The 25,459-nt window shown below is 65.4% G+C and carries 21 protein-coding genes; 9 read left to right on the top strand and 12 right to left on the bottom strand.

Annotated features, from left to right (window positions below; translation table 11 throughout):
• Positions 1–31: 31 nt before the first annotated feature.
• Complete coding sequence (locus tag SIN08_RS20560; protein WP_322453480.1) at positions 32–1,000, bottom strand: LysR family transcriptional regulator; 969 nt, start codon at positions 998–1,000, stop codon at positions 32–34.
• A gap of 244 nt (positions 1,001–1,244) precedes the next feature.
• Between SIN08_RS20560 and chvE the strand changes: the two genes are divergently transcribed.
• The 6 genes from chvE (at position 1,245) to SIN08_RS20530 (ending at position 8,804) form a co-directional block, all read left to right on the top strand.
• Positions 1,245–2,312: a multiple monosaccharide ABC transporter substrate-binding protein gene (gene chvE, locus SIN08_RS20555; protein WP_322453479.1), complete on the top strand. Its 1,068-nt coding sequence runs from the start codon at positions 1,245–1,247 to the stop codon at positions 2,310–2,312.
• A gap of 68 nt (positions 2,313–2,380) precedes the next feature.
• On the top strand, positions 2,381–3,916 hold the full coding sequence (gene mmsA, locus SIN08_RS20550) for a multiple monosaccharide ABC transporter ATP-binding protein (protein WP_322453478.1): 1,536 nt from the start codon (positions 2,381–2,383) through the stop codon (positions 3,914–3,916).
• A 1-nt stretch (position 3,917) separates the two neighbouring features.
• On the top strand, positions 3,918–5,120 hold the full coding sequence (gene mmsB, locus SIN08_RS20545) for a multiple monosaccharide ABC transporter permease (protein ID WP_322453477.1): 1,203 nt from the start codon (positions 3,918–3,920) through the stop codon (positions 5,118–5,120).
• Between the two features lie 5 nt (positions 5,121–5,125).
• The gene (araD1, locus tag SIN08_RS20540) at positions 5,126–6,127 is read left to right on the top strand and encodes an AraD1 family protein (protein WP_322453476.1); all 1,002 of its coding nucleotides are present in this window, start codon (positions 5,126–5,128) and stop codon (positions 6,125–6,127) included.
• Positions 6,128–6,139: 12 nt separating this feature from the next.
• Entirely contained in the window at positions 6,140–7,882 is a 1,743-nt protein-coding gene (araD, locus tag SIN08_RS20535; protein ID WP_322453475.1) for an L-arabinonate dehydratase, read from the top strand.
• A complete protein-coding gene (locus tag SIN08_RS20530) occupies positions 7,869–8,804 on the top strand; it encodes a Gfo/Idh/MocA family oxidoreductase (RefSeq protein WP_322453474.1) in 936 nt (311 codons plus the stop codon). Before araD ends, SIN08_RS20530 begins: the two co-directional genes overlap by 14 nt.
• Before the next feature lie 25 nt (positions 8,805–8,829).
• On the opposite strand, the gene SIN08_RS20525 is transcribed toward SIN08_RS20530, so the two are convergent.
• From SIN08_RS20525 to SIN08_RS20490, 8 genes are all read right to left on the bottom strand, one after another.
• A complete protein-coding gene (locus SIN08_RS20525; RefSeq protein ID WP_322453473.1) occupies positions 8,830–9,579 on the bottom strand; it encodes a FadR/GntR family transcriptional regulator in 750 nt (249 codons plus the stop codon).
• Between the two features lie 5 nt (positions 9,580–9,584).
• A complete protein-coding gene (gene yjfF, locus SIN08_RS20520) occupies positions 9,585–10,565 on the bottom strand; it encodes a galactofuranose ABC transporter, permease protein YjfF (RefSeq protein ID WP_322453472.1) in 981 nt (326 codons plus the stop codon).
• The gene (locus SIN08_RS20515) at positions 10,562–11,587 is read right to left on the bottom strand and encodes an ABC transporter permease (RefSeq protein WP_322453471.1); all 1,026 of its coding nucleotides are present in this window, start codon (positions 11,585–11,587) and stop codon (positions 10,562–10,564) included. The genes yjfF and SIN08_RS20515 overlap by 4 nt, the downstream gene beginning before the upstream one ends.
• Positions 11,584–13,101, bottom strand: a complete 1,518-nt coding sequence (gene ytfR, locus SIN08_RS20510) for a galactofuranose ABC transporter, ATP-binding protein YtfR (RefSeq protein WP_322453470.1) — start codon at positions 13,099–13,101, stop codon at positions 11,584–11,586. Before ytfR ends, SIN08_RS20515 begins: the two co-directional genes overlap by 4 nt.
• A gap of 114 nt (positions 13,102–13,215) precedes the next feature.
• Complete coding sequence (gene ytfQ / locus SIN08_RS20505) at positions 13,216–14,178, bottom strand: galactofuranose ABC transporter, galactofuranose-binding protein YtfQ (protein ID WP_322453469.1); 963 nt, start codon at positions 14,176–14,178, stop codon at positions 13,216–13,218.
• A 169-nt stretch (positions 14,179–14,347) separates the two neighbouring features.
• The gene (locus SIN08_RS20500; protein WP_322453468.1) at positions 14,348–15,031 is read right to left on the bottom strand and encodes a class I SAM-dependent methyltransferase; all 684 of its coding nucleotides are present in this window, start codon (positions 15,029–15,031) and stop codon (positions 14,348–14,350) included.
• A 59-nt stretch (positions 15,032–15,090) separates the two neighbouring features.
• The gene (locus SIN08_RS20495; protein WP_322453467.1) at positions 15,091–17,196 is read right to left on the bottom strand and encodes an ADP-ribosylglycohydrolase family protein; all 2,106 of its coding nucleotides are present in this window, start codon (positions 17,194–17,196) and stop codon (positions 15,091–15,093) included.
• Between the two features lie 37 nt (positions 17,197–17,233).
• On the bottom strand, positions 17,234–17,356 hold the full coding sequence (locus tag SIN08_RS20490) for a hypothetical protein (protein ID WP_322453466.1): 123 nt from the start codon (positions 17,354–17,356) through the stop codon (positions 17,234–17,236).
• Between the two features lie 95 nt (positions 17,357–17,451).
• Between SIN08_RS20490 and SIN08_RS20485 the strand changes: the two genes are divergently transcribed.
• Positions 17,452–17,919 (top strand): YbhB/YbcL family Raf kinase inhibitor-like protein, encoded by a 468-nt coding sequence (locus SIN08_RS20485; RefSeq protein ID WP_322453465.1) that lies wholly within the window; start codon positions 17,452–17,454, stop codon positions 17,917–17,919.
• 4 nt (positions 17,920–17,923) lie between these two features.
• Complete coding sequence (locus tag SIN08_RS20480) at positions 17,924–19,399, top strand: FAD-dependent oxidoreductase (RefSeq protein ID WP_322453464.1); 1,476 nt, start codon at positions 17,924–17,926, stop codon at positions 19,397–19,399.
• A gap of 89 nt (positions 19,400–19,488) precedes the next feature.
• Here the strand turns inward: SIN08_RS20480 and acnA are convergent, their stop codons facing one another.
• The 3 genes from acnA to SIN08_RS20465 form a co-directional block, all read right to left on the bottom strand.
• The gene (acnA, locus tag SIN08_RS20475) at positions 19,489–22,410 is read right to left on the bottom strand and encodes an aconitate hydratase AcnA (protein ID WP_322453463.1); all 2,922 of its coding nucleotides are present in this window, start codon (positions 22,408–22,410) and stop codon (positions 19,489–19,491) included.
• A gap of 177 nt (positions 22,411–22,587) precedes the next feature.
• Entirely contained in the window at positions 22,588–23,985 is a 1,398-nt protein-coding gene (locus SIN08_RS20470; protein ID WP_322453462.1) for a Do family serine endopeptidase, read from the bottom strand.
• 172 nt (positions 23,986–24,157) lie between these two features.
• A complete protein-coding gene (locus tag SIN08_RS20465; RefSeq protein WP_322453461.1) occupies positions 24,158–24,787 on the bottom strand; it encodes a LysE family translocator in 630 nt (209 codons plus the stop codon).
• Positions 24,788–24,918: 131 nt separating this feature from the next.
• Here SIN08_RS20465 and SIN08_RS20460 point away from each other — a divergent pair, with 131 nt between their 5' ends.
• Positions 24,919–25,410 carry an Lrp/AsnC family transcriptional regulator gene (locus tag SIN08_RS20460; protein ID WP_322453460.1) on the top strand — a complete coding sequence of 164 codons (492 nt, stop codon included), beginning with the start codon at positions 24,919–24,921 and terminating at the stop codon, positions 25,408–25,410.
• Positions 25,411–25,459 lie beyond the last annotated feature (49 nt).

Raw genomic sequence — 25,459 nt, 5'->3', positions numbered from 1 at the left:
CGTTCAGGCACCGGAGTCGGAAAGGCGAAGTTTAAACCGCCTTGCTCCTGATCACCTCGGAAACCACGTCGAAAAGCACCTGTGAGGAAGGCGACAGCGGCCTTTCGGCATGCTGCACCAGCGAATAGGGCGCGACGGTGATTTCCGTCTCCAGTGGCAGTTCCACGATGCGGCCGTTGAGCCCTTCCTCGCGGCCGTAAAAGGTGGCGGCGGCCTTGGCGATGGGTGCGATCGCGTTGGACTGGCTGATGTAACCAAGGGTGAGCAGCATCGACGAAGTGCTCAGCACCTTGTCCGGCAAGGCGACGCCGCGCGCCATCAGGAAGTTCTCGAGTGTCCGCCGCAAGAGCCCGCTCGGCGTCTGCAGAACCCAATCGTAGGCCACGCACTCCTCAACTGTCGCGGGGGAACGCCGGGTCAGCGGATGCCCGCTGCGTGCGATCAGGCTGATCGGCTCGGGCTCGACCTCCTTTGTCAGGAACATGCGCGGATCGACGTCGCCCAGAACGCGGCCGATATAGAAATCCAGCCGCGCGGCCAGCAGGTCCTCGGCGAGCCCGTCGCTGGTGTCGACCGTCACGCTGACCGATATCTTGGGGTGGGTGAGGCGCAACTGCCGAAGCGCGGGAAGAACGATGTCGAGCGCCGGCCCCGTGACCGCGCCGACCGACACCGTGCCCTGGTTGCCGCGCTCCATCTCGGTGATCTCGCGCGCCGCATCGTCCAGACCCTGCAGCATGGCGCGCGCCCGCATGGCGAGCCGTTCGCCATAGGCGGTCAGAACGACGCCGCGCGCGTGCCGGCTGTGCAGCGGCACACCGAGGATTTCCTCCATCTCCGCCGCCATGCGCGAGGCCGCCGGCTGCGAGATGGCGAGATGGGCGGCGGCCGCGCTCATCTGACCCGTTTCCTTGAGGGCAGCGATCAGACGCAGATGCGAAAGCTTCAACCCGCGGCGGGCGAGGAAATCACTCTGGAAGGAAGCCGGGCTGTCGAGCATCCAAGTCTCCGAAAACGATATACCAATATCGTCATATCATTCATGCGAAACCGCATTTGACCTGAATAACACGGGTTCCTATGCCTGTCATGCCCGCGGCCGGTGCATCAGAGCACAGCCCGTGGCGGGGAGGGAGGTTCTCGCGAGGCGCCGCCGCGGTGCCAGCTTCATCTCCGTGCCATTCGTAGCCTGGCCGGTTCGGCGGTTGCGTCGTGCGGCCCATTGTCAGACCTGGGAGGATTCCATGAGATTTTTGACGCTTGCCCTGGCAACGACCGCGATGGTCGCCGCCTCGATGGCCGGTCCCGCGGCGGCGCAGGACAAGGGCACGGTCGGCATTGCCATGCCGACAAAGTCCTCGGCACGCTGGATTTCCGACGGCAACAGCATGGTCGAGCAGTTCGAGGCCGCCGGCTATGCCACCGACCTGCAATATGCCGAGGACGACATCCCAAACCAGCTCGCGCAGATCGAGAACATGATCACCAAGGGCGTGGACGTGCTCGTGATCGCCGCGATCGACGGCACGACGCTTTCCAACGCGCTGGCCAACGCCGACGCGGCCGGCATAGAGGTGATCGCCTATGACCGCCTGATCCGCGACAGCGCGCATGTCGACTATTACGCCACCTTCGACAACTTCCAGGTCGGCGTACAGCAGGCCAACACGCTGGTCGAAGGCCTGGAACAGCGTTTTCCCGACGAGGACGTCTGGAACGTCGAGCTGTTCGGCGGCTCGCCTGACGACAACAACGCCTACTTTTTCTACGACGGCGCCATGTCGGTGCTGCAGCCGCTGATCGACGAGGGCAAGGTGGTGATCCCGTCCGGCCAGATGGGGATGGACACGGTCGGCACACTGCGCTGGGACGGCTCCGTCGCCCAGGCCCGCATGGACAACCTCCTGTCGGCCAACTACACCGACAAGCAGGTGCACGGCGTGCTGTCGCCCTATGACGGCCTGTCGATCGGCATCATCTCCTCACTGAAGGGTGTCGGCTACGGGTCGGAGGACCTGCCCATGCCGATCGTCTCCGGCCAGGACGCCGAGGTGCCGTCGGTGAAAGCCATTCTGCGCGGCGACCAGTACTCCACCATCTTCAAGGACACGCGCGAGCTTGCCCGCGTCACGGTCGGCATGGTCAACGCCGTGCTGGGCGGCGGCGAGCCGGAGATCAACGACACCGAGACCTATGACAACGGCGTCAAGGTCGTGCCGTCGTACCTCTTGGAGCCGGTTCCGGTCACGGCGGAGAACTGGGAAAAGGTGCTGATCGGCAGCGGCTACTACACCGAAGATCAGATCAAGTAGCTTTCGCATGAAGAGCCGGGCGGAAGGATCGCCTTCCGCCCGCCTCGTTTCGAGCCAGGACATCGACCATGCCCGCCGACACCATCCTCGAAATGCGCAACATCACCAAGACCTTCCCGGGTGTGGTGGCGCTCGACAACGTCAACATTTCGGTCGAACGCGGCGAGATCCATGCGCTGGTCGGCGAGAACGGCGCCGGCAAGTCAACCCTCATGAAGGTACTGAGCGGCGTCTATCCGCACGGCAGCTACGAGGGGCAGATCGTCTATGACGGGGAGGAGAAGGCCTTCCGCGGTATCGCCGACAGCGAGCGCGAAGGCATCATCATCATTCACCAGGAGCTGGCGCTGGTGCCGCTCCTGTCGATTGCCGAAAACATCTTCCTCGGCAACGAGCGCGCCCGCCACGGCATCATCGACTGGCGCGACACCAACCGGCGCACGAGCGAGCTTCTGGCCAAGGTGGGCCTTTCGGAGCATCCCGAGACGCGCGTCACCGACCTCGGCCTCGGCAAGCAGCAGCTCGTGGAGATTGCCAAAGCCCTTTCCAAGGAGGTGCGGCTCCTGATCCTCGACGAGCCGACCTCCTCGCTCAACGACAAGGACGCCGACGCGCTTCTGGAGCTTCTGAAGGAGTTCCGCAGCCGCGGCATCTCCTCGATCCTGATCTCGCACAAGCTCAACGAGGTCTCCAAGGTCGCCGACACGATCACCGTGCTGCGTGACGGTCAGGCGGTGAGCACGCTCGATTGCCGCGGCGATGTGATCAGCGAGGATCACATCATTCGCGACATGGTGGGCCGCTCGCTCTCCGACCGCTACCCGCCGCGTGATCCGCAGATCGGCGAGACGGTCTTCGAGGTGCGCAACTGGACCGTTCACCATCCGGTCCATACCGAGCGCAAGGTGGTCGACAATGTCGACCTGACCGTAAAGCGCGGCGAGGTGGTCGGCATTGCCGGCCTGATGGGGGCGGGCCGCACCGAGCTGGCTATGAGCCTCTTCGGCCGCTCCTATGGAAGGGATATCACCGGCGAGGTCCGCATCGGCGGCAAACCGGCCGACGTGTCGACCATCAGGAGGGCGATCGGCGCGGGGCTCGCCTATGTCACGGAGGACCGCAAGACCTACGGGCTGGTGCTGGAGGACACGATCCGCCGCAACATCCCGCTCGCCAACCTGGAGGCGGTTTCAGCCGGCGGCATCGTCGACGAGAACCGGGAAGCGGCGGTGGCGGAGGAATACCGCCGCAAGATCAACATAAAATGCTTCTCCATTGCCCAGGAGGCGATCAATCTTTCCGGCGGCAACCAGCAGAAGGTCGTGCTGTCGAAATGGCTGTTCGCCGATCCCGATATCCTGATTCTCGACGAGCCGACGCGCGGCATCGATGTCGGAGCGAAGTTCGAGATCTACACGATCATCCGTGATCTCGCCGCGAGCGGGAAGGCGATCGTCGTCATATCCTCCGAAATGCCGGAGCTGCTCGGCGTCTCTGACCGCCTCTACGTCATGAACGAGGGCCGCATGGTCGGCGAATTGCCGGCAGCGGAAGCCACCCAGGAACGCATCATGTCCATGATCATCAAGTCCGCCGGAAAGTGAAATGACCGATCTCGTCACATCAGAACAGGCCGCGAGCGCCGGCAGCAAATCGTCCTTCGGCTTCATCCGCAACCATGTGCGCGAATACGGCATACTGATCGCGCTGATCGCCATCATGGCCTTTTTCCAGGTGGTCACAGGCGGCATTCTCCTGAAGCCGGTCAATCTCACCAACCTGATCCTGCAGAACAGCTATATCGTGATCATGGCGATCGGCATGCTGCTCGTCATCGTGAGCGGGCATATCGATCTGTCGGTGGGCTCGGTGCTCGGTTTCATCGGCGCGCTTGCGGCGGTGATGATCGTCAACTGGGAAGTCAATTACCTGCTCACGGCCGTCATCTGCCTTGCCGCGGGGGCGGCGATCGGCGCGGCACAGGGCTTCTGGGTCGCCTATTACAAGATCCCGTCCTTCATCGTGACGCTCGCCGGTATGCTGGTCTTCAAGGGCCTGACGCTGTGGCTGCTTGCCGGCCAGTCGATAGGGCCCTTCCCGCGCCAGTTTCAGCTGATTGCATCCGGCTTCATTCCGGACATCTTCAATTCCGAGAACATCAATCTTTTCTCGCTGCTTCTGGGCGTGGCGGTCGCCGCCGCTTTGCTCTATCTCGCCGTGCGCGCGCGGCTCCAGAAGCAGAAGACCGGCATGGCGGACGAGCCCTTCGCCTTCTTCGTTGCCAAGAATGTCATCATCGCGCTCGCGATCGTCTATATGAGCTATCTGATGGCGACCTTCCGCGGCTTGCCGAACGTCTTCATCATCATGGCGCTCCTGATCAGCGTCTACACCTTCGTGGCCCAGCGCACGACCGTTGGCCGGCGCATCTACGCCATCGGCGGCAATGAGAAGGCGGCCAAGCTTTCGGGCATCAACACCGAGCGGCTGACCTTCCTGACCTTCGCGAATATGGGTATGCTGGCGGCCCTTGCCGGGCTGGTCTTCGCCGCCCGGCTCAACACGGCCACGCCGAAGGCGGGGCTCGCCTTCGAGCTCGACGTGATCGCGGCCGTCTTCATCGGCGGCGCATCCATGTCGGGCGGCGTGGGAACGATCGTCGGTGCGGTGATCGGCGCCTTCATCATGGGCGTGATGAACAACGGCATGTCGATCCTGGGCGTCGGTATCGACTGGCAGCAGGTCATCAAGGGCCTGGTGCTGCTCGCTGCCGTCGTCTTCGATGTCTACAACAAGAACAAGGGCTGAGTGCCATGCTCCTTTCCCAGATCAGAACGGCCGAAGGCGGCGTTGGTGTCGTCGCCCGCGAAGGCACCGAAGCTTATGAGGTGCGCGGTGCCGAAAGCCTCTACGCGCTGGCGCTCGATTGCGCACGAAGCGGCGATACACTCGCCGCCAGAATCGCCCGTCTCGGCTTCGGTGCCGCGGTGGATCTCGAACGGGCCTATGAAGAAGGGCGCATTCTCGCACCTATCCACCATCCCGATCCCGCCCACCTGCACCTTACAGGAACCGGCCTTACCCATCTCGGCTCGGCCGCCACGCGCGATTCCATGCATCAGGTGACCGCCGACGAGGAAACCAATCTCACCGATTCCATGCGCATGTTCCGCATGGGGCTGGAAGGCGGAAAGCCGGCAGGCGGTGCGCCGGGGGTGCAGCCGGAGTGGTTCTACAAGGGCAACGGCGATGCGGTGGCCGCCCCCGGGACTCCGCTCACCTCGCCTGCTTTCGCCGACGACAGCGGCGAGGAGCCGGAGATCGCCGGCATCTATGTGGTGGATGATAACGGCGCGGTGTTCCGTGTCGGCTTTGCGCTCTCCAACGAGTTTTCCGACCACGTGATGGAGCGGGTGAATTATCTTTATCTCGCCCATTCCAAGCTGCGGCCGGCTTCGTTCGGGCCGGAGATCCTGATCGGCCCGCTTCCCGAGGATATCCGCGGCACCTCGCGCATCCTGCGCGGCGGCGAGGCGATCTTCGAAAAGCCGTTCCTCTCGGGCGAGGCGAACATGTCGCACACCATCGCCAATCTCGAGCATCATCATTTCAAATACGATCTCTTCCGCCGCCCGGGCGATGTCCACGTGCACATGTTCGGCACCGCGACGCTCTCCTTCGCCGAAGGCGTGCGCACGCAGCCGGGCGACGTGTTCGAGATTGCGGCACCGCAATTCGGCCTTCCCTTGAGGAACACGGTCGCGATCGACAATTCGGCCGCGCGCGACGAACCGGTCGCCGTGCGGGCGCTATAGGCGGGCTGGTCCATGGTGTTCAAGAAGGCGGAATGGCCGCGCAGGCTGCGCTCCCAGGAATGGTATGGCGGCGACAGTCGCGACAACATCTACCACCGCTCCTGGATGAAGAACCAGGGCCTGCCGGCCGATCTCTTCGACGGGCGGCCGGTGATCGGCATCTGCAACACCTGGTCCGAGCTCACCCCATGCAACGCGCATCTGCGCGACCTCGCCGAGCGGGTGAAGCACGGCATCTACGAGGCCGGCGGCCTGCCCGTCGAGTTTCCCGTCTTCTCGCCCGGCGAGCCGTCGCTCCGGCCCTCGGCCATGATGTACCGCAACCTGTGTGCCATGGATGTCGAGGAGGCGCTGCGCGCCAATCCGCTTGACGGCGTGGTGCTGATGGCGGGCTGCGACAAGACCACGCCGGCGCTCCTCATGGGGGCGGCGAGCGTCGACATGCCGGCCATCGTGGTCTCCGGCGGGCCGATGCTCAACGGCTGGTTCCGCGGTGAGCGGGTGGGCTCGGGCACGGCGCTTTGGCAGATGTCGGAAGACATAAAAGCCGGGCGGATGACACGCGCCGACTTCCTGGAGGCCGAGCAATCCATGTCGCGCTCGCCCGGCGCCTGCAATACCATGGGTACGGCCTCCACCATGGCCTCCATGGCCGAGACACTGGGAATGGCGCTCTCGGGCAACGCGGCCATTCCCGCCGTCGACAGCCGCCGCCGCGTGATGGCGCAACTGACGGGCCGGCGCATCGTCGAAATGGTCAAGGACGACCTGAAGCCCTCCGATATCCTCACCCGGACCGCTTTCGAAAACGCCATTCGCGTCAACGGCGCCATCGGCGGCTCCACCAATGCGGTGATCCATCTTCTGGCGCTTGCCGGCCGGGTCGGCGTCGATCTGTCGCTGGACGATTGGGACGGGATCGGCCGCGACATCCCGACCATCGTCAATCTGATGCCGTCCGGCGACTACCTCATGGAGGAGTTCTTCTATGCCGGCGGGCTGCCGGTGGTGCTGAAGATGCTGTTAGAGGCCGGCAGGCTCGACGGCGGTGCGTTGACGGTATCGGGTCGGCCGCTCGCGGAAGAACTGGCGGAGGTCCGCAACTGGAACGAGGATGTCATCCGCCCCTTCGACAGGGCGCTCACGCAGCACGGCGGCATCGCCGTCTTGCGCGGCAACCTCGCGCCCGACGGCGCTGTCATCAAGCCTTCGGCCGCCAGCCCGCATCTGATGCGCCATCGCGGCCGCGCCGTGGTCTTCGAGAGCATTGAGGACTACAAGGCCAAGATCAGTGACGAGGCGCTCGACATCGACGAAACCTGCGTCATGATCCTGAAGAATTGCGGGCCGAAGGGCTATCCCGGCATGGCCGAGGTCGGCAATATGGGGCTGCCGCCGAAGGTCTTGCGCAAGGGCATCACAGACATGGTCCGCATTTCGGATGCACGCATGTCCGGCACCGCCTATGGCACGGTCGTGCTCCACACCTCGCCCGAGGCCGCGGTGGGCGGTCCGCTGGCGATCGTGCGCGATGGCGACATGATCGAGATCGACGTGCAGGCGCGCCGCCTCCACCTCGACGTTCCCGAGGCGGAGATCGCCGCCCGGCTGGATGAGTGGAAGCCGTCGGTCGAGGTGCCCGCGAGCGGCTATGCGCGGCTGTTCCATACCCATGTGCAGGGGGCGGACACCGGCGCGGATTTCGATTTCCTGGTTGGCAACCGCGGGAGGGGCGTTGCACGTGAAAGCCACTGAACCGGTATCGATCGCCATCGCCGGCGTCGGCAAGATCGCCCGCGACCAGCATATTCCCTCGATCGGGCGCAATCCCTCCTTTACCCTCGCGGCCACGGTGAGCCGTAACGCGCATGTCGACGGGGTGGAGAACTTCGCCACGCTCGAGACGTTCCTGAAGGAGCGCCCGGACGTTGCGGCAATCGCGCTGTGCGTACCGCCGCAGGTCCGGTTCACAATGGCGCGGCAGGCGCTCATGGCTGGCAGGCAGGTGCTTCTGGAAAAGCCGCCGGGGGCCTCCGTTGCCGAGGTCCACACGCTCAAGACGTTGGCGGGAAAGAACGGCCTTTCGCTCTTCGCCACCTGGCATTCGCGTTTCGCGCCGGCGGTCGGCCCCGCCAGAAAATGGCTTGCCGGCAAGACCGTGCGCCGTGCGACCATAGTTTGGAAGGAGGATGTGCGCCGCTGGCATCCCGGCCAGGCGTGGATCTGGGAGCCGGGCGGGGCGGGCGTCTTCGATCCCGGCATCAACGCGCTGTCGATCCTCACCGAGATCATGCCACAGCCGATGCATCTCACGGCCGCCGAGCTCGAATTTCCGCAGAACCGGGATACGCCCATTGCGGCAAGGCTGGCATTCATCGATGCCGAGGGCGCGCCGGTGACGGCCGATTTCGACTGGCGCCAGACGGGACCGCAGAGTTGGGACATCACGGTCGAGACCGACGCAGGCGTGCTGGCCCTCAGCGAAGGGGGGGCGAAGATGGCGGTTGACGGCGTTGCGGCCGACCACGGGCCGGAAGCTGAGTATGACGGCATCTATGCCCGCTTTGCGGAGTTGCTCGCCACCGGCGCGAGCGACGTGGACGTTTCACCCCTGGTTCATGTCGCCGATGCCTTCATGCTGGGCAAGCGGGTCACCACCGATCCGTTTATTGAGTAGCCGCCCCGCTCGTGCAGAGCAGTTGCTATCGCCTCCCGGCCGTGGCCGCCGTTTTGCCGATCCGGCCGCTCACGCGGTCTCGACCGACGATGATCACGGTCTCCATCGCCGCGGCGGCGGTGTCCGCGTCTTTCGCATCGATGGCTTCGACGATGGCCCGGTGCTGCTGCGCCGACTCACGCTGGCTCGGTCCCTCCACCGGCGAACTGAGCTTGAAGGCCGAGACAAGTGCGGCCTCGATGAGATTGCCGACCGAGTACATGAAGGGATTTTTCGAAGCGCCGAGCAGCGCCATGTGGAACTCCAGATCGGCCAGCGCGAAGGCCTCCTTGGAAGGCGCGGCGGCCATCTTCTCGGTGATGTCGTAGAGCTGGGCGAGTTCGTCCGACGTAGCATTCTGGGTGGTAAGCCGCGCCGCAAAAGGCTCGAAGGACAGGCGCATCTCGGCAAGGTGGCCTAGGAACTCCAGGCTCACGCCGGCCTCGAAATGCCAGGTCAGCACGTCGGCATCGAAGAGGTTCCATTGCGTACGTTCCGTCACGCGCGTTCCGATGCGCGCGCGGGCGAAGACGAGCCCCTTCGCCGAGAGCGTCTTCATGGCCTCGCGCAGAACCGTGCGGGAGACGGCGAAGCGCTCGGCAAGCTCGGCATCGCCCGGAAGAAGTGAGCCCACCGGATACTCGCCCTTGACGATCGCCGTGCCGATCTCGTGCACCACGAATGCGTGGTGGTTGCGCACGACCCGTCCCGCTATGGCGGTTCTCAGCAAATCCATGCCCTTTAGCGCGCCGCCCCCAGTGCCCGGCCGTTCCTGCCGGTCAGCCAGACCAGCGCCTTCTGCAGTACGATGAAGCCGAACAGCAGGATCCCGATCACGATCTTGGTCCACCAGCTCGAAAGCGTTCCGTCGAAGATAATATAGGTCTGGATCAGCCCCATGATCATAACGCCGATCAGGGTCCCCGCCACGAAGCCGCTGCCGCCGGTGAGCAACGTGCCGCCGATGACGACCGCGGCGATCGCGTCAAGCTCCACGCCGACGGTTGCGAGCGAATAGCCGGCGGAGGTGTATATGGAAAAGACGATGCCGGAAAGGCCCGCCAGGAAGCCGGAGAGCGCGTAGATCTGGACCGTCGTGCGCCCCACCGGCACGCCCATGAGCCTGGCCGTCTGCGCGCCGCCGCCGAGCGCATAGACATTGGTGCCGAAGCGCGTGCGGTGCGCCAGCAGGATGCCGGCGAGGAAGACCAGCAGCATCAGCCCGCCGATGAACGTCAGCCGTCCCTTGCCGGGCATGAGATAATAGAGCCCTTGCAGCGTGTCGTAGAATTCATGGGTGATCGGCACCGAATCGATGCTGAGCACATAGGCCATGCCGCGCGCCAGGAACATGCCGGCGAGCGTGACGATGAAGGGCGGCATCTCCAGCCAATGGATGGTGGCGCCCATGGCGGCACCGAAGAGGGTCGTGACCACCAGAAGCATGGCGAAGACGGGCAGGGGATGCAGGCCCGTATCGCGAAGGAGCACGGCGATGAAGACGCCGGAAAAGGCGATCACCGAACCGATCGACAGGTCGATGCCGCCCGACAGGATAACGAACGTCATGCCCACCGCGGCAATGCCCAGAAAGGCATTGTCGGTCAGAAGATTGCCGATGACGCGGGTCGACAGCATGGCGGGGAACTGCGCGTAGCAGACGGCATAGGCGATCAGGAAGATCGCCACGGTCGCCAGGAGCGGGAGGGTGCGTGCGTTCATTGGGCGACGGTCTCCGCTTTGGCCTGCGCGGACGGCTTTTCGCGCCGGAGGAAGACGAACGCCGTGCGCACGGCAGGCGACTGCAGCACGAGGATGACGAGGATGATCGCGGCCTTGATGATGAGGTTGAACTCCGGCGGGAAGCCGGAAAGCAGGATTCCCGTGTTGACGGTCTGGATGATCATGGCGCCGATCAGCGAGGCGATGATCGAGAAGCGCCCGCCGAGCAGCGAGGTGCCGCCGATGACCACTGCGAGGATCGCATCGAGCTCCAGCCAGAGCCCCGCATTGTTGGCGTCGGCGCCCTTGATGTCGGCGGCGGCGATCACGCCGGCAAGTGCCGCGCACAGCCCCGAGGTCATGTAGACGGCGATCAGGAGCACGCGCGTGTTGATGCCCGCGAGCGTGCTGGCGCGCGGATTGACGCCGATCGCCTCGATCAGCATGCCGAGCGCCGTGCGCCGCACGATGAACGCGACGAGAAGGCCGGTCGCGATCCAGATCAGGACCGGCATCGGTATGGCGAGGAAGGCGCCGGCACCGATGAAGATGAGCCCCTCATGGGTGAAGGTGAGGATCGTGCCCTCGGTGATGAGCTGCGCGATACCGCGTCCTGCGACCATCAGCATCAGGGTCGCGACAATGGGCTGAATGCCGAGCATGGCCACGAGGAGACCGTTCCACAAGCCGCAAGCGAGCCCGACGCCGAGTGCCAGCGCAAGTGCCGGCACGAGCCCCAGCCCCTGGTCGATGGCCGCCGCTGCCACCGCGCCGCAGATGGCCATCACGGCCCCGACCGACAGGTCGATGCCCTTGGTCGCGATGACCAGCGTCATGCCGATGGCCAGGAGAGCGACCGGCGCGCCGCGGTTGAGGATGTCGATCGGACTGCCGTAGAGGCGCCCGTTTGCGATCGAGATCTCGAAGAAGCCGGGAAAGACGAGCGCGACGAGGAGGAGCAGCACCGTCAACGTGACGAGCTGTGGCGCGATGCGCCGGAGAAAGGCGGTCGCGCCGTTCATGCCGCCGTCTCCCTTTCGTCCGAGGCGATGGCGGTCACCATGTTGTCGGTCGTGATCTCCGCGCCGACAAGCTCCGCGACATGGCGGCGGTCGCGCACGACGATGACGCGATGGCTGTAGGCGACCAGCTCGTCGAGCTCGGAGGAGATGACCAGAAGCGACATGCCTTCCGCGCACAGGTCCTCGATGAGGCGGATGATCTCCGCATGTGCGCCGACATCGATGCCGCGCGTCGGCTCGTCGAGGATAAGGAAGCGCGGGTTCGTGGCGAGCCAGCGCGCGAGAAGCACCTTCTGCTGGTTGCCGCCGGAGAGCTGCCCCACCGGCTTCTCCGCGTCGGGGGTGCGGATGTCGAGGCGGCGGATGAAGTCTTCCGCCATCGCCGCCTGCTCGCGGGCGGGCAGCGGCCGCGTCCAGCCGCGGCGGGCCTGCAGCGCCAGCACGATGTTCTCGCGCACGCTGAGGTCGCCGATGATGCCGTCGCTCTTGCGGTCTTCCGGGCAGAAGCCGAAGCCGTTGGCGACTGCCGAGCGCGGCGAATGGAGGGTCAGCGCCTTGCCGTCCGCTTCCGCCCGGCCGCTGTCATGCGGGGCCACACCGAAGAGCACCTCCGCCGTCTCGGTACGCCCGGAGCCCAGAAGCCCGGCAACGCCGACCACCTCGCCCTTGTGGATGTCGAGGTCGAACGGGGCGATGCGCCCCGTGCGCCCGAAATCGCGGAAACGGATCGCCGGCGCTCCCTCCGGCCGGTCGGTGCGGCCGCTTTCGCGTGTCTCCTGCTCCAGTTCGCGGCCGAGCATCATGTTGACGAGCCGCACGCGGTCGAGGTCGGCTGTCGCTTCGCTGCCGACAAGCTGGCCGTTGCGCAGGACGGTGATGCGGTCGCTGATCTCGTAGACCTGGTCGAGGAAATGCGAGATGAAGACGATGCCAAGCCCACGCTCCTTCAGCGAGCGCACAACGTCGAACAGCATGCGCACTTCATGGGCATCGAGGCTGGCGGTCGGCTCGTCGAGGATCAGCACCTTGCCGGAAAGCATCACGGCACGGGCGATCGCCACCACCTGTTGCACCGCCACGGAATAAACTTCGAGGTTCCGCCCCGCGTCGATATCGAGGGCGTATTGCGCCAGCACCGCGCGTGCGCGCGCCTTCATGGCACGGCCCGAGATCATGCCGAAGCGGGTCGGCTGGTGCCCGAGGAAAAGGTTCTCCGCCACCGTCAGGTTGGGCAGGAGGTTGACCTCCTGATAGACCGTTCCGATGCCGTGGCCCTGTGCTTCCAACGTGTCGCGCGGATCAATGACGCTCCCGTCCAGGACGATGTCGCCGCTGTCGCGCCGATAGGCGCCGGTAAGGCACTTGATCAGCGTCGATTTGCCGGCGCCGTTCTCGCCGAGAAGCGCGTGCACCTCGCCCGCCTGCAGCGTGAAGTCCACCCGGTCGAGCGCAACGGTGCCGGGGAATGTCTTCGTCACGGCCGTGGCGCGAAGGCGTGGCTGGCTCTCGCTCACTCCGGTCCTCCCGTATCTTTCTCACGGAGTGCGGTTTCGGACGCGCCGCCGGGTGGGTGGGGCGGCGCGTCCCGATCGGCCAATTGGCCCAGATCGAGCGGCGTCAGGCGCCGGTCAGTAGCCCAGGTCCTTCTTGGCCTCGTAGACGGCCATCGGATCGTCTTCCTGGGTGTAGAGCTTCGATTCCGTCTGGATGAACTTCGGCGGCATGGTGCCGTCGTTCAGATAAGCTTCCAGCGCATCGAACGCCGGGCCGGCCATGTTCGGCGTCAGCTCCACGGTGGCGTTCGCCTCACCGGCGGCCATGGCGGTGAAGATGTCCGGAACCGCGTCGATGGAGACGACCAGGATATCCTCGCCGGGCTTGAGGCCCGCTTCCTTGATCGCCTGGATGGCGCCGACGGCCATGTCGTCATTGTGGGCGTAGAGTGCGCAGATGTTCGTGCCGCCACCTTCGGCCTTTAGGAAGCTTTCCATGACTTCCTTGCCCTTGGTGCGGGTGAAGTCGCCCGTCTGGCTGCGGATGATGGTGAGATTGTCATGGCCGGCGATCGCTTCCTCGAAGCCGTTCTTGCGGTCGATGGCGGGCGACGAGCCGGTGGTCCCCTGGAGCTCGACGATGTTGCAGTCCTCGCCATTCACCGCTTCGACCAGCCATTCGCCGGCAACGCGGCCCTCGTGCACGAGATCGGAGCCGACGGCGGTGAGATAGAGGTCATCGGGCGCATCCACCATGCGGTCGAGGAGAACGACGGGGATCTCCGCCTCCTGTGCCTCTTCCAGCACCGAGTCCCAGCCGGTCGCCACCACCGGCGCCAGAAGGATCGCGTCCACGCCCTGAGCGATGAAGGAGCGCAGCGCCTTGATCTGGTTTTCCTGCTTCTGCTGCGCGTCGGCGAATTTGAGGTCGATGCCGCGCTTCTCCGCCTCCTGGCGCGTCAGCGTTGTCTCGGCTGCACGCCATCCCGATTCCGATCCGATCTGCGAGAAGCCGATCGTCTGCGCCGCCGCGCCGGACGCCATCAATGCCATCGACGCGAGCGCCGCCGCACCGAGCCATACTTTCCTGGAAAGCATCTTTCTCCTCCCTGCTTGAAAAATTGGGCAACGCCCATGCAGGAAAAAATCATATTATATGCTTTTTGTAAACGGGGAATGGAATAACAACCCTCGGGGAATCGCGTCGGTTGTAAGACCGGAAGTTTAAGCCGCATGAAGAGCCTGCCCTCTCCCCGTCAGTTCTGACCTAAACGGCCTTGCGCAGCAGTGCCACGTCCTTGACGGGGATTACACACTGCCACCCGAACCGCCGGGCGAGGTGGCGTATCGTCTCTTCCTTGTAGAAGACGACATGGGTGGGGTCGCGGCGATAATGCCAGTTGGCGAAGCGCGCGTCTTCGGTTCGAAAGCAGGTCATGAGCCCCAGCCAGCCACCGGGTTTCAGGAGTCGGTCCAGCCGTTCGAACTCCACCGCCGGCTCGTGAAAGTGTTCAGCCACCTCGCTGCAGACGATGAAATCGTAGGTGACCGCGAGCGCGGACGGATCGGGCGCGAAGAAGGGATCGTAGAGGCGCATTTCGTGGCCGCGTTCGCGCAGCATCGCCGCCAGCGCCGGCCCTGGCCCGCACCCGTAATCGAGGCCGAGGCTGGCTGGCTTGAGGCGGGCCGCCAGCGGATCGCAGAGTTTCGAGAGAAACCGGCGGTAGCGCGGATCGTTGGGATCGTTTTCGTGATGCCGGTAGTGGGCCTGTTCCTCTTCGCGCGAGGGCAGGCCGTCCGCGTCGAGCATGACCGCCTCGCACCGCAGGCAGCGCCGATAGTCCCGCTCCCCGATGGATACGAACATCTCGGTGGCCGATGACCGGCAGACGCGGCAGCGGCGGGGCCCGGCCGCGGCATGGTCCGGCATAGAGGATGTTTTCTTCAGCATGGCCATGCCCTTTGCGCCCTAGTATCCGGTGCTGCAAGCGCTTTCATCTCGTGAAGACCTCATGGGGGAGACACGGCCACGAAATCGGCCGACAGCGCGCCCGAGGCGATCACCAGCCCGATGCCGCCGTCCCTGAAAGCCAGCTCGCTTTCGTCACGGGCTTCGATGTCCACGTCATCGACGCGCGCCCGGATAATGTTCCCGACCGCGCTGGCAATCACCTGCATCCGTTTTTCAAGGGCGAGGTCGAACGGTGTGCTCGCCAGCACCTTAACTTCCTCGTCACGTACGCGCACGATCTCCAGCCGGTTCTCACGAGTGACACGCACGCCGTAATAGCGTCTGAGGCCCTGCACACGCAGTGCCACGCCGCCATAATCGCCCAGGTGCAGCACGCATTCGGTCTGTACGCGATAGTCCGTCCAGTCCCGCGTGCCATGGATGATCATCCCTTCGTCCCGTGCCTGCGAGATGCGGAAGCTCTCGGCGAAGCGGTCGGAAAAGGAATCGACGGCATTGACCCAGGCCCGGTGCCAGAAATCACTCCTTCCCGGCGGACGGCGCAGCACGACGTCCGGCGAGCCGTCCCAGCGCAGATAGTAGAGCAGCACCTCGCCCTCGACACCCGACGTATTTGCGCCAAGCGCGATGCCGACCGCGCCGATGGGTTGGCCATCGAAAGACGGCACGCGCCATCCGAGCGTCTTCGCGGTGCCGGGCGGAAGCCCGACGGGGGTACCGTCGACGTCACGCAGCCGGCCGTCCTCGTCATAGACACTGAGGCGCAGACGTGCGGCGACCGTGCCTCGGTTGGACGCCGGCGCGACAAGTCGCGCCTTGAGGTGCTGGCCGGGCGAAAGCAGCGGCGTCGCCATCAACTGGTAAATGTCCATCACACCCACCTCCGGCGGCGCAAAGGTGGGGGTGGTGACCGCCGCCGGCTGACCTTCCGCGAGCGCCTTGTAGCGGATGGCGAGAGCCCTCGCACCGGCGAACGGTTCGTTGGAGAGCCTCACCCGGGTTTCGGCCCCCTTCTGCGGCCGGAAACCCTGAACACTTCCGGGCAGGGAGAAGTGGAAGCGAGCGCCGTCCTTCGGCGGCTCGATGCCGTCGCGGCCGGCGAGCCTGAGACCGAGGTCGGCCAGATGATAGCTGACGCGCACCGCGTCGTTGACGGCGTTGCCGCCGTCGGCCGAGGAGATGAGCAGCCGGTCGGCCAAGGGCCCGCGCCAGTCCGGTCCCGCATCGAGCCCTTCAAGCCCGAGCATGATGCCCATCAGGCACCCCACATTGCCGGCATTGCAGTCGGTGTCCCAGCCGGCCGTGTTGACGATCGTCTGCGCCCTGGCGAAGTCGTCCGGCGCGTAGAGAATGGCCATGATCATCAGGGCGTGGTTCGGTACCACGTGGCAGATGCCGGGATACTTGTCGTAGCCGTAATGGTTCTCGATCGCTTGCCGCGTGGCCTGCCAGTCCGCGTTCTCGCCGCGCCAGCGCCGCACGTCGCCGATCAGGCGCGCGATGCGGCTGTCGGCGGGGATCACGGAAAGACCCGTTTCGAGCAGTTGGTCGACATCGGCCGTGTTGAACGCTGCGGCCTCCATCGCCGCCCACAGCTTGGCGGCGAACACTGCCTCGCCGTCATGGCTCACCCGGGCTGCCTGTTCGGCCAGGCGGGCGGCGAGATGCGGCTGGCCGGGAGCGACCAGCGCCCAGCCGTCGATGAAGATCTGGGCACCGATCTGCTCGGCGATGGTCTTGCCGTTGGTGGCGATCGCGCCGGAGGCCGGGGCCTCGATGCCGTGCTTGAGGTTGAGCCAGGCCGTGTGCTCGGTCGAGTTGCCGTTGCCGCCCCACCAGAGTGTCGAACGGCCCCCGACGATGGAATTGAGCCAGGTCTTGCCGATCTCCTCCGCCGAAAGGTCGGGCGAGACGCCATGGTCCTCGAGCGCCCGAACGAAAGTGAAGGTGCCGGAGATATCGTCATCTGTCACCACCAGCGGCCGGCCAAGACGCTCGTGAACGTAATAGGCGATCGGTCCGAGAGTGCGCATGATCCGTGCGTGGCTCCAGCCCTCGATCGGGCGGCCGAGATAGACGCCGACCAACTTGCCGAGCACGCCGGCATAGACCCGCTCCAGATAATCCTCGGGAATGCGCATCATTTCCCTCGTCACCTGACCTTTGCATGACGGACCCATTCTAGGCATCGTCGTCGTGCCAGGCCATGGGAGAGCCGATAGCGAAAAACCGCACCTTCTGCGCGGGTTCGGGGATTCCCGGACTGAAGGTCGTCGCCGTTGTCGCGCAGGCAGTCTGGGGCATGGCCGAGATCTCCGCCCGGACCGGTCGTGTCGCCTTAACGGAACCGTAGCGGCGCTCTCCGGTTCGGAAGGCAGTAGCGACGACAGGAGGAAGCCATGGCCTTCACCCTCGAAAGCCCCGCCTTCAGCGATGGCGGGCGCATCCCGGACAAATATGCCCGAGACGGCCAGAACGTCTCGCCCCCGCTCGTCTGGAAGGATGCACCGGCCGGCACCAGGAGCTTCGTGCTGGTGGTCGAGGATCCGGACGCGCCTTCGGGCCTGTTCCGCCACTGGGGCGTCTACGACATCGCCGCCGAGCGCGACCGCCTGCCGGAGGGCACGACGGCTGGTGCCAAGACCGAGAGTCTCGGCCATGGCGTGAACGACTTCGGCAACCCCCATTATGACGGGCCGCAGCCGCCCAAAGGGCACGGCGTCCACCATTATCATTTCCGCCTGGCCGCCCTCGACACCGAGACTCTGCATTGCGACGGCAAGGCGAAGGTCGGCGACATGCTCGAAGAGGCACGGCCGCACATCATCGCCGAGGCCGAACTCGTCGGCACCTATGAGAACGGGTAGGCCGATGCGCGCGCTCTCGGGAAAGCCGGACTGCTGCTGGACCGCGAATGCCGGACCGACGGCATACCCGCCGCTCGAAGGCTCCATCCATGCCGAAACGGTGGTGGTCGGCGCCGGCATCGTCGGCCTCACCACCGCGCTGCGCCTGCTCGAAGCCGGGCGCTCGGTCATCGTGCTGGAAGGCCTCGCGGTCGGCCGGCAGGTGACGGGCCGCTCGACGGCAAAGATCACCACGCAGCACCGCCTCATCTATCGCCACCTGATGGACAGCCTTGGGCAGGATCGTGCGCACGATTACGCGACGGCGAATATCACCGGTGCCGAACAGATCCGCCGCTGGATCGATGAACGCGGCATCGCCTGCGCCTTCGAGCAGAAGCCGGCCTACGCCTATACGCAGGATCCCGCCATCCGGGCGGAGATCGAGGCCGAAGCCGAGGCCGCGCGCATGCTGGGCCTGTCGGCGGAGGTGGTGGAACGCGCGCCGCTCCCCTTCGAGACGGCAGGCGCGCTCCTGTTCCCTGATCAGGCACAGTTCAACCCGGCACAATATCTGATCGGCCTCGCCGAAGCGGTTCGCGCCGCGGGCGGGCACATCTTCGAGAACAGCCGCGCCCGGCTCATCGATGAGGCAAGCCGCTGGCGCGCGGTGACCGACGGCGGCACGGTACATGCCGAAAACGTCGTCGTGGCGACGAACATGACCGTCAAGAGCCCGGTGGGCATGGCGCATCGCACCCAGCCGCGCAGTCATGTCGCGATGGCTTTCCGCATCGAGGATCCTTCCCTGTTTGATGGGATGTTCATCAGCATCGAGGAACCCTCGCGCTCGCTGCGCACCGGTCGCGATGCCGACGGCCATTTCCTGGTGGTGCTCGGACCCCACTTCACGACGGGCCAGGACGGTGACGTCGCCGCGCGGTTTGTCGAACTGGAGGACTGGACCCGTGCCAACGTGCCGGTCGGCGAGGCGCTCTGGCGCTGGTGCAACGAAGACTACGACACGGCCGACCGCGTTCCCTACGCCGGCGAGCCGGATCCCGAGAAGGCACCGGGCTTCTATATCGCCACCGGTTTCAATGCCTGGGGCATCAGCAACGGCACGGCGGTGGGCATGATGATCGGCGATCGCATCGCCGGCCGCGAGAACCCGTGGACGGCGCTCTACGATCCCACCCGGCCGTACCCCGAGGACTTCCACAAGAGCGGCGACAGCCAATCATATGTCGACAGCCCCGACGATATCGCGCCGGGAGACGGCGGGGTGATCGCCCGTGGCGAGGAGAAGATCGCCGCCTGGCGGGACGAGGGCGGTAGTCTGCACACAATGTCGGCTCACTGCACGCACAAGGGCTGCACGCTCACATGGAACAATGCGGACCGGACCTGGGACTGCCCCTGCCACGGCTCGATCTTCGCCGCCGACGGCTCGGTGATTCACGGGCCGGCGCGCGTAGGCTTGCCGAAGTTGGACCTCTGACCGATGACGAATTGAAGCAGGTTACCGCCGGCCCACCAGCTTGCCGAGGGCGAAGGTGAAGACACGCAACTGTCCCGCGCCTCTCGGCCTCAATACGCCGGTGGATCGCTGGCGGGGAAGGATTCGATCGAGCCCTCTTCGACGACATCCCGGGGCGGCTTGTGCCCGCGCGCCGGCTGTGCCGAGGCGGGCAGTCCTTCGAGCTTCCGGTCCGTCTTCTCCTTGCCGAGCAGGAGGCGCCGGAGCACGTATTGCAGAATGCCGCCATGGCAGAAATAGCGAAACTCCTGGGGTGTATCGATGCGCACGCGCACCTTGAAGTCCGTGCTCTTGCCGTCATGCGCGCGGGCGCGCACGGAGAGCCCCGAATCGCCGGCCAGACCGTTCTCGACGGCTTCTGCCAGTCCCTCGACATCGAAGGTCTCGTGCCCGTCGAGGCCGAGTGTCTCGATGGAATCGCCTTCGGTGAACTGCAAGGGAAGCACGCCCATGCCGATCAGGTTCGAGCGATGGATGCGCTCGAAGCTCTCGGCGATGACGGCGCGCACGCCCTGAAGCGCGACGCCCTTGGCGGCCCAGTCACGGCTCGACCCGGAGCCGTACTCCTTGCCGGCGAGCACGACGAGCGGCGTGCCTTCCTCCTTGTAGCGCATCGCCGCGTCGTAGATCGGCATCACCTCGTCGCTCGGTAAGTGGCGCGTGAAGGGGCCTTCCATATCGGGGACGAGCCGGTTGCGGGTGCGCACATTGGCGAAGGTACCGCGTACCATCACCTCATGGTTTCCGCGCCGCGCGCCGTAGGAGTTGAAGTCCTTGGGTTCGACCCCTTCGGCCACGAGATAGCGGCCGGCCGGCGAATCCTTCTGGATCGAGCCTGCTGGCGAGATGTGATCGGTCGTCACGCTGTCGCCGAGCATGGCGATCACCCGCGCGCCGGTGATTCCCTCCACCTTCTCGGGAGCCTCCTTCGCCATGCCGTGGAAGAAGGTCGGCTGGCGGATATAGGTGGACTGCGGGTTCCACGGGTATAGCTCGCTCGCTTCCACCTCGAGCGCATCCCAGCGCGCGTCGCCCTCGTAGATCCGGCCGTAGTTGCGATGGTACATGTCCGAACCGATGGCATCGGCGACCACACGCTCGACCTCCTTGCTCGACGGCCAGATGTCGCGCAGGAAGACCGGCTGGCCGTCCGCATCTTCGCCGAGCGGTTCGGAATAAAGATCGATATCGATCCGGCCGGCGAGCGCGAAGGCGACCACGAGCGGCGGCGACATCAGATAGTTCGCCCGCACCTCGGAGTTGATGCGGCCCTCGAAATTGCGGTTGCCCGACAGGACCGAGGCGACAACCAGCCCGTTCTCCTGGACCGCCTCGGAGACCTCCGCCGGCAGCGGCCCGGAATTGCCGATGCAGGTCGTGCAGCCATAGCCGGCCAGATGAAAACCGAGCGCTTCGAGAGGCCGGGTAAGGCCGGCCTTGTCGTAATAGTCGGTGACGACGCGCGAACCCGGCGCCAGCGAGGTCTTCACCCAGGGCTTGCTTTTCAGCCCCTTCTCCACCGCCTTGCGGGCAAGGAGGCCCGCCGCCATCATCACCGAGGGGTTGGACGTGTTCGTGCAACTCGTGATGGCGGCGATCACCACCGATCCGTGGCCAAGCGCATGCGTCTCCTCGCCGAGGCGGACCTCGGCGAGTTCCGACACGTTCTCGTCGTCCTCGCCCCAGACCCCCTCGGCATGGCCGTGCGTGGTCCGGCCGCTTGCCGCACGCTTCTGCGACCGGGCGGGGGCGTTGGGACGCAGGGACGGCAAGGCGTCCTGAAACGCCTTCTGCGCGTGTGAAAGACGAATGCGGTCCTGCGGGCGCCGGGGACCGGCAATGCTGGGTTCGATCGTGTCGAGATCGAGTTCCAGCGTGTCCGAATAGACGGGCTCCGGCGCGTCCGGCGTGTGAAACAGCCCTTGCGCCTTCATATACGTTTCCACGAGCGCGATCCGCTCCTCCGGGCGCCCGGTGAACCGCAGGTAATCGAGGGTGACCTTGTCGACCGGGAAGATGGTGCAGGTGGAGCCGTATTCGGGCGACATGTTGCCGATAGTCGCCCGGTCGGCCAGCGCCAGGCTGGCAACACCCGGCCCGTAGAACTCCACGAACTGCCCGACAACGCCCTTCTTGCGCAGTATCTCGGCCACCGTCAGCACCAGGTCGGTGGCCGTCGACCCCTCGGGAAGCGCGCCGGTGAGGCGGACTCCGATGACGCGCGGGATCAGCATGGAGATCGGCTGGCCGAGCATCGCCGCTTCGGCCTCGATGCCGCCCACGCCCCATCCCAGGACACCCAGCCCGTTGACCATGGGTGTATGGGAGTCGGTGCCCACCACCGTATCGGGATAGGCGAGCGGCGGACCGTCTTCCCCGCGCTCTTCATCGTCGCTCAGGCCAAACACCACGCGCGCCAGATATTCCAGGTTGATCTGATGGCAGATGCCGGCATTGGGTGGCGTGGCGGTGAAGTTGGCGAAGGCTTCGCGGCCCCATTTGATAAAGGCGTAGCGCTCGGCATTGCGCTTGTAGTCGAGCTCTTCGTTGCGGTCGAAGGCCTGTGGGTTGCCGTAGGCATCCACCTGGATGGAATGGTCGATCACCAATTCGACCGGCTGCTGCGGGTTGATGGCTTTCGGATCACCACCGAGAGCGGCCATGGCGTCGCGCATCGCCGCCAGGTCCACCAGCGCCGGAACGCCGGTGAAATCCTGCAACAGAACGCGCGCCGGCATGAAGGCGATCTCTCGCGCGGTCTCCTCGTTCGGATCCCAGCCGGCGAGCGCGCGGATGTCGTCGGCGGTAACGCTCGATCCGTCCTCGTGGCGCAGGAGGTTTTCCAGCAGAATGCGCAGCGAATAGGGCAGGCGGTCGATATCGAATCCCTGCGCCTTGAGCGGCGTCAGGCTGCGATATCGGTAGATCTTGTCCTTGACGCGGAGTTCGGAAGCCGTTGCGAAACTGTCCACGAGCTGCCTCCTGTCGCTGCAGTGGGTACTCGGCGTTCGAGCGCGGTCGTTCCCTCCCGCGGCCCACAGTTCTTGAACGGACGCATGCGGAGGAAAGTTCCCTCCGGCGGGCAAGCGCGATTCACCCACGGTCCGCCGTTGGGGCGGCGCCGTGGGCTCATAATCTGGCTGGACGGTTTATCCTTGCTCAGTTTCGACCGGTACGAAGAGAGTGTTCTCGTCACGAGCGACTCTCAAGAGGACCGGTCGTTCCTGCTCGCGGGCCTCTTCCCAGGCGGTGGTGAGATCCTCCACCTGTTCCACCGTCTCGCCGCCGGCCTGCAGAATGAGGTCGCCTTGCTGCAGTCCGGCCTCGGCGGCGGGCGTTCCAGGCTGAACCCGCTGGATCATGACGCCCTGTCCCTCTTCCAGGCCGAGTTCGCGCCGCAGCAGTTCCGGCAGCCCGGTTACCGCTACGCCCATGCTCGCACCGTCCGGCTCGGTGGCAGGCTCGGCGTCGGCGGCAGCCTGCTCTACCTCGCGGGTGGCGAGTGTCAGGTCGACCTCGACGGTCTCGCCGTCACGGATGATCGACAAGGTGATCTCCTCGCCGGGGCTGCGTTCGGCGACCGCGCGGGAGAGTTCGCCCGGGTTTTCCATGGACTCGCCGCCCAGAGCCGTGATCACGTCTCCGGCCTGCAGTCCCGCCCGGGAGGCCGGGCTGTCCGGCTCGATGTCGGCGACGAGGGCGCCGTCCGTGGATTCAAGCCCGAGCGCCTGGGAGATGGCGTCGGTGATGGGCTGCAGGCTCACGCCGATGAACCCGCGCTCGACCGAGCCCGTTTCGATGAGCTGCCGCACGATCTCCTGGGCGGCGTTGGAGGGGACGGCGAAGCCGATGCCGATATTGGCGCCGATGGGCGAGAAAATGGCCGTGTTCACGCCGACGACCCGTCCCGCCGCGTTGAACAGTGGTCCGCCGGAGTTGCCGCGGTTGATGGAGGCGTCGGTCTGGAGAAAGTTGTCGTAGGGGCCGGCCTGGATGTTGCGTGAGCGCGCGGAAAGGACGCCCACCGTCACCGTGCCGCCCAATCCGAAGGGGCTGCCGATGGCGATGGTCCACGCACCCGGCTGCAATGAATCGGAATCTCCCCATTCGGCGACCGCAAGGTCTTCGGAAGGCTCCATCTTCAGCACCGCCAGATCGGTCGCCGGGTCAGATCCCACCAGTTCCGCCGATCGTGTGCTGCCGTCCGACAGGCGCACGTCGATGGTGTTCGCCCCCTGGATCACGTGGTTGTTGGTCACCACGTGGCCGTCTTGGCTGATGATGAAGCCGGAGCCCAGGGCCACTCCCCTGGGCGGACCGCGATCCGGTTCCTGCTCTCTTCCGAACGGATTTGGCAGGATGTCTTCGATCGAGGGTTGCTCATCGACGGGACGATCCGCCGTGATCGCCACCACCGCGGGGGTCATTTCCTCGACGATTCCGGTGAAATCGACCGGTACGTCCTGGGCGGTTGCCGGTACGGGTGCCAGCGGCAGGCATGCGATGGCTGCGACTGCGACCGCGCCGTGCAGAAACTTCGGGGCCATGGCTTTCCTCCAGTGCTGCGTGGCCACATGCAGGGCAGGTGATCCGCCCGGCGGACGCCGACCCAAGGATTTTGCCGCGGATTTGTTCCTGATGCGCACTACACCGTGCGCGCATTCACTGAAGCGGTGAGGAGGGCAGTTTCGCGCTCCTGCAACGAGGCGGCACAAGCCCTCAGGTTCCCTTGTCGAGCGCCAGGCGCGCCCCGAACGCGATCAGCGCCGTGCCGAAAAGCCATTGCTGCAAACGCCGCCAGAGCGGTCGCCGCGCCAGGAAGGCGCCGATCCGGTCTCCTGCGATTGCATAATGCACATCGAAGACGAAGCCGGTGGCGACCAGCACCGCACCCAGAAGCAGAAACTGTCCGTAAACGCCCCCGTTCTCGACGCGCAGGAACTGCGGCAGGAGAACGGAACAGAAGATGAGCGCCTTCGGGTTGAGGAGGTTGGTCAAGAGACCGCGCAGGACGGCACGGCGCAGCCCGGCGGCGGGGCCGGCCACGCCCTTTGCTGCACCGGGCAGCAGCGAGGGCGCGCGCAGGATATTGTAGCCCAGCCAGGCGAGGTAGAGAGCGCCGATCAGGCGCACGGCTTCGAATACGGATGGCGAGGAACGCAGCAACGTGGCAAGCCCCATTGCCGCAAGCGCCACGTGCACGGCCCGCGCCACGCCGAGCCCGATGGCAATGGCGAAGGCTTGGCGGCGCCCGCCAAGGGCGCCTGTCTGCAAGAGCAGAAACATGTCGGGACCGGGTAGAAGATAGGCGATCGCCAGTGCGCCCACAAACAGGACGAGTTCGGACATGACAGGCCTCCATCGACGTGATGAGGCCGCGAACTTAGCCAGAGAGTGTCGCGCATGTCCTTGCGAATATGCTATTGAATGAGGATATATCTGGTAGGTTATGCCAAAAATAAGTTAGGAAAAGAACATTGATGCCAAGTATGAACCTGGACGCGATCGACCGGAAAATCCTGGCCGCCCTGCAGCGCGACGGGCGCCTTTCGAATGTGGAACTGGCCGAGGAAGTCGGCCTTTCGCCCTCTCCGTGCCTGCGCCGGGTCCGGCTGCTTGAAAAGGCCGGCATCATTTCCGGCTATCACGCGACGCTCGACCGCGCGGGCCTCGGTCTCGGCCTCACGATCTTCGTGGGCGTGAAGGTTGAGCGCCATCACGAGGAGGAGGCGACGGCCTTTCGCGAGGCGGTGATGGCCTTGCCGGAGGTGGTCTCCTGCCATCTGGTCTCGGGCGAAGCCGATTTTCTGCTTCAGGTGGTGGTGCCCGACCTTGCGGCCTACGAGCGGCTGCTTCTCGGCACGCTGCTGAAGCTGCCGGCTGTCAACGATATCCGTTCGAACTTTGCCATACAGACTGTGAAGGATCGCGCTCCCCTGCCGCTGGATCACCTGTCGGGCGGCGGGCGCTAGGGCATTCTGCAGGCAAGCAGATCACTTGCTGTCACATAGATGCGGCAAA

Origin of the sequence: Chelativorans sp. M5D2P16 (genome assembly GCF_034427935.1) — a bacterium.
In the GTDB taxonomy this organism is placed as follows: Bacteria; Pseudomonadota; Alphaproteobacteria; order Rhizobiales; family Rhizobiaceae; genus Chelativorans.
Note: the sequence above shows the minus strand (reverse complement) of the source record. Positions and strands in the feature narration are given on the sequence as shown.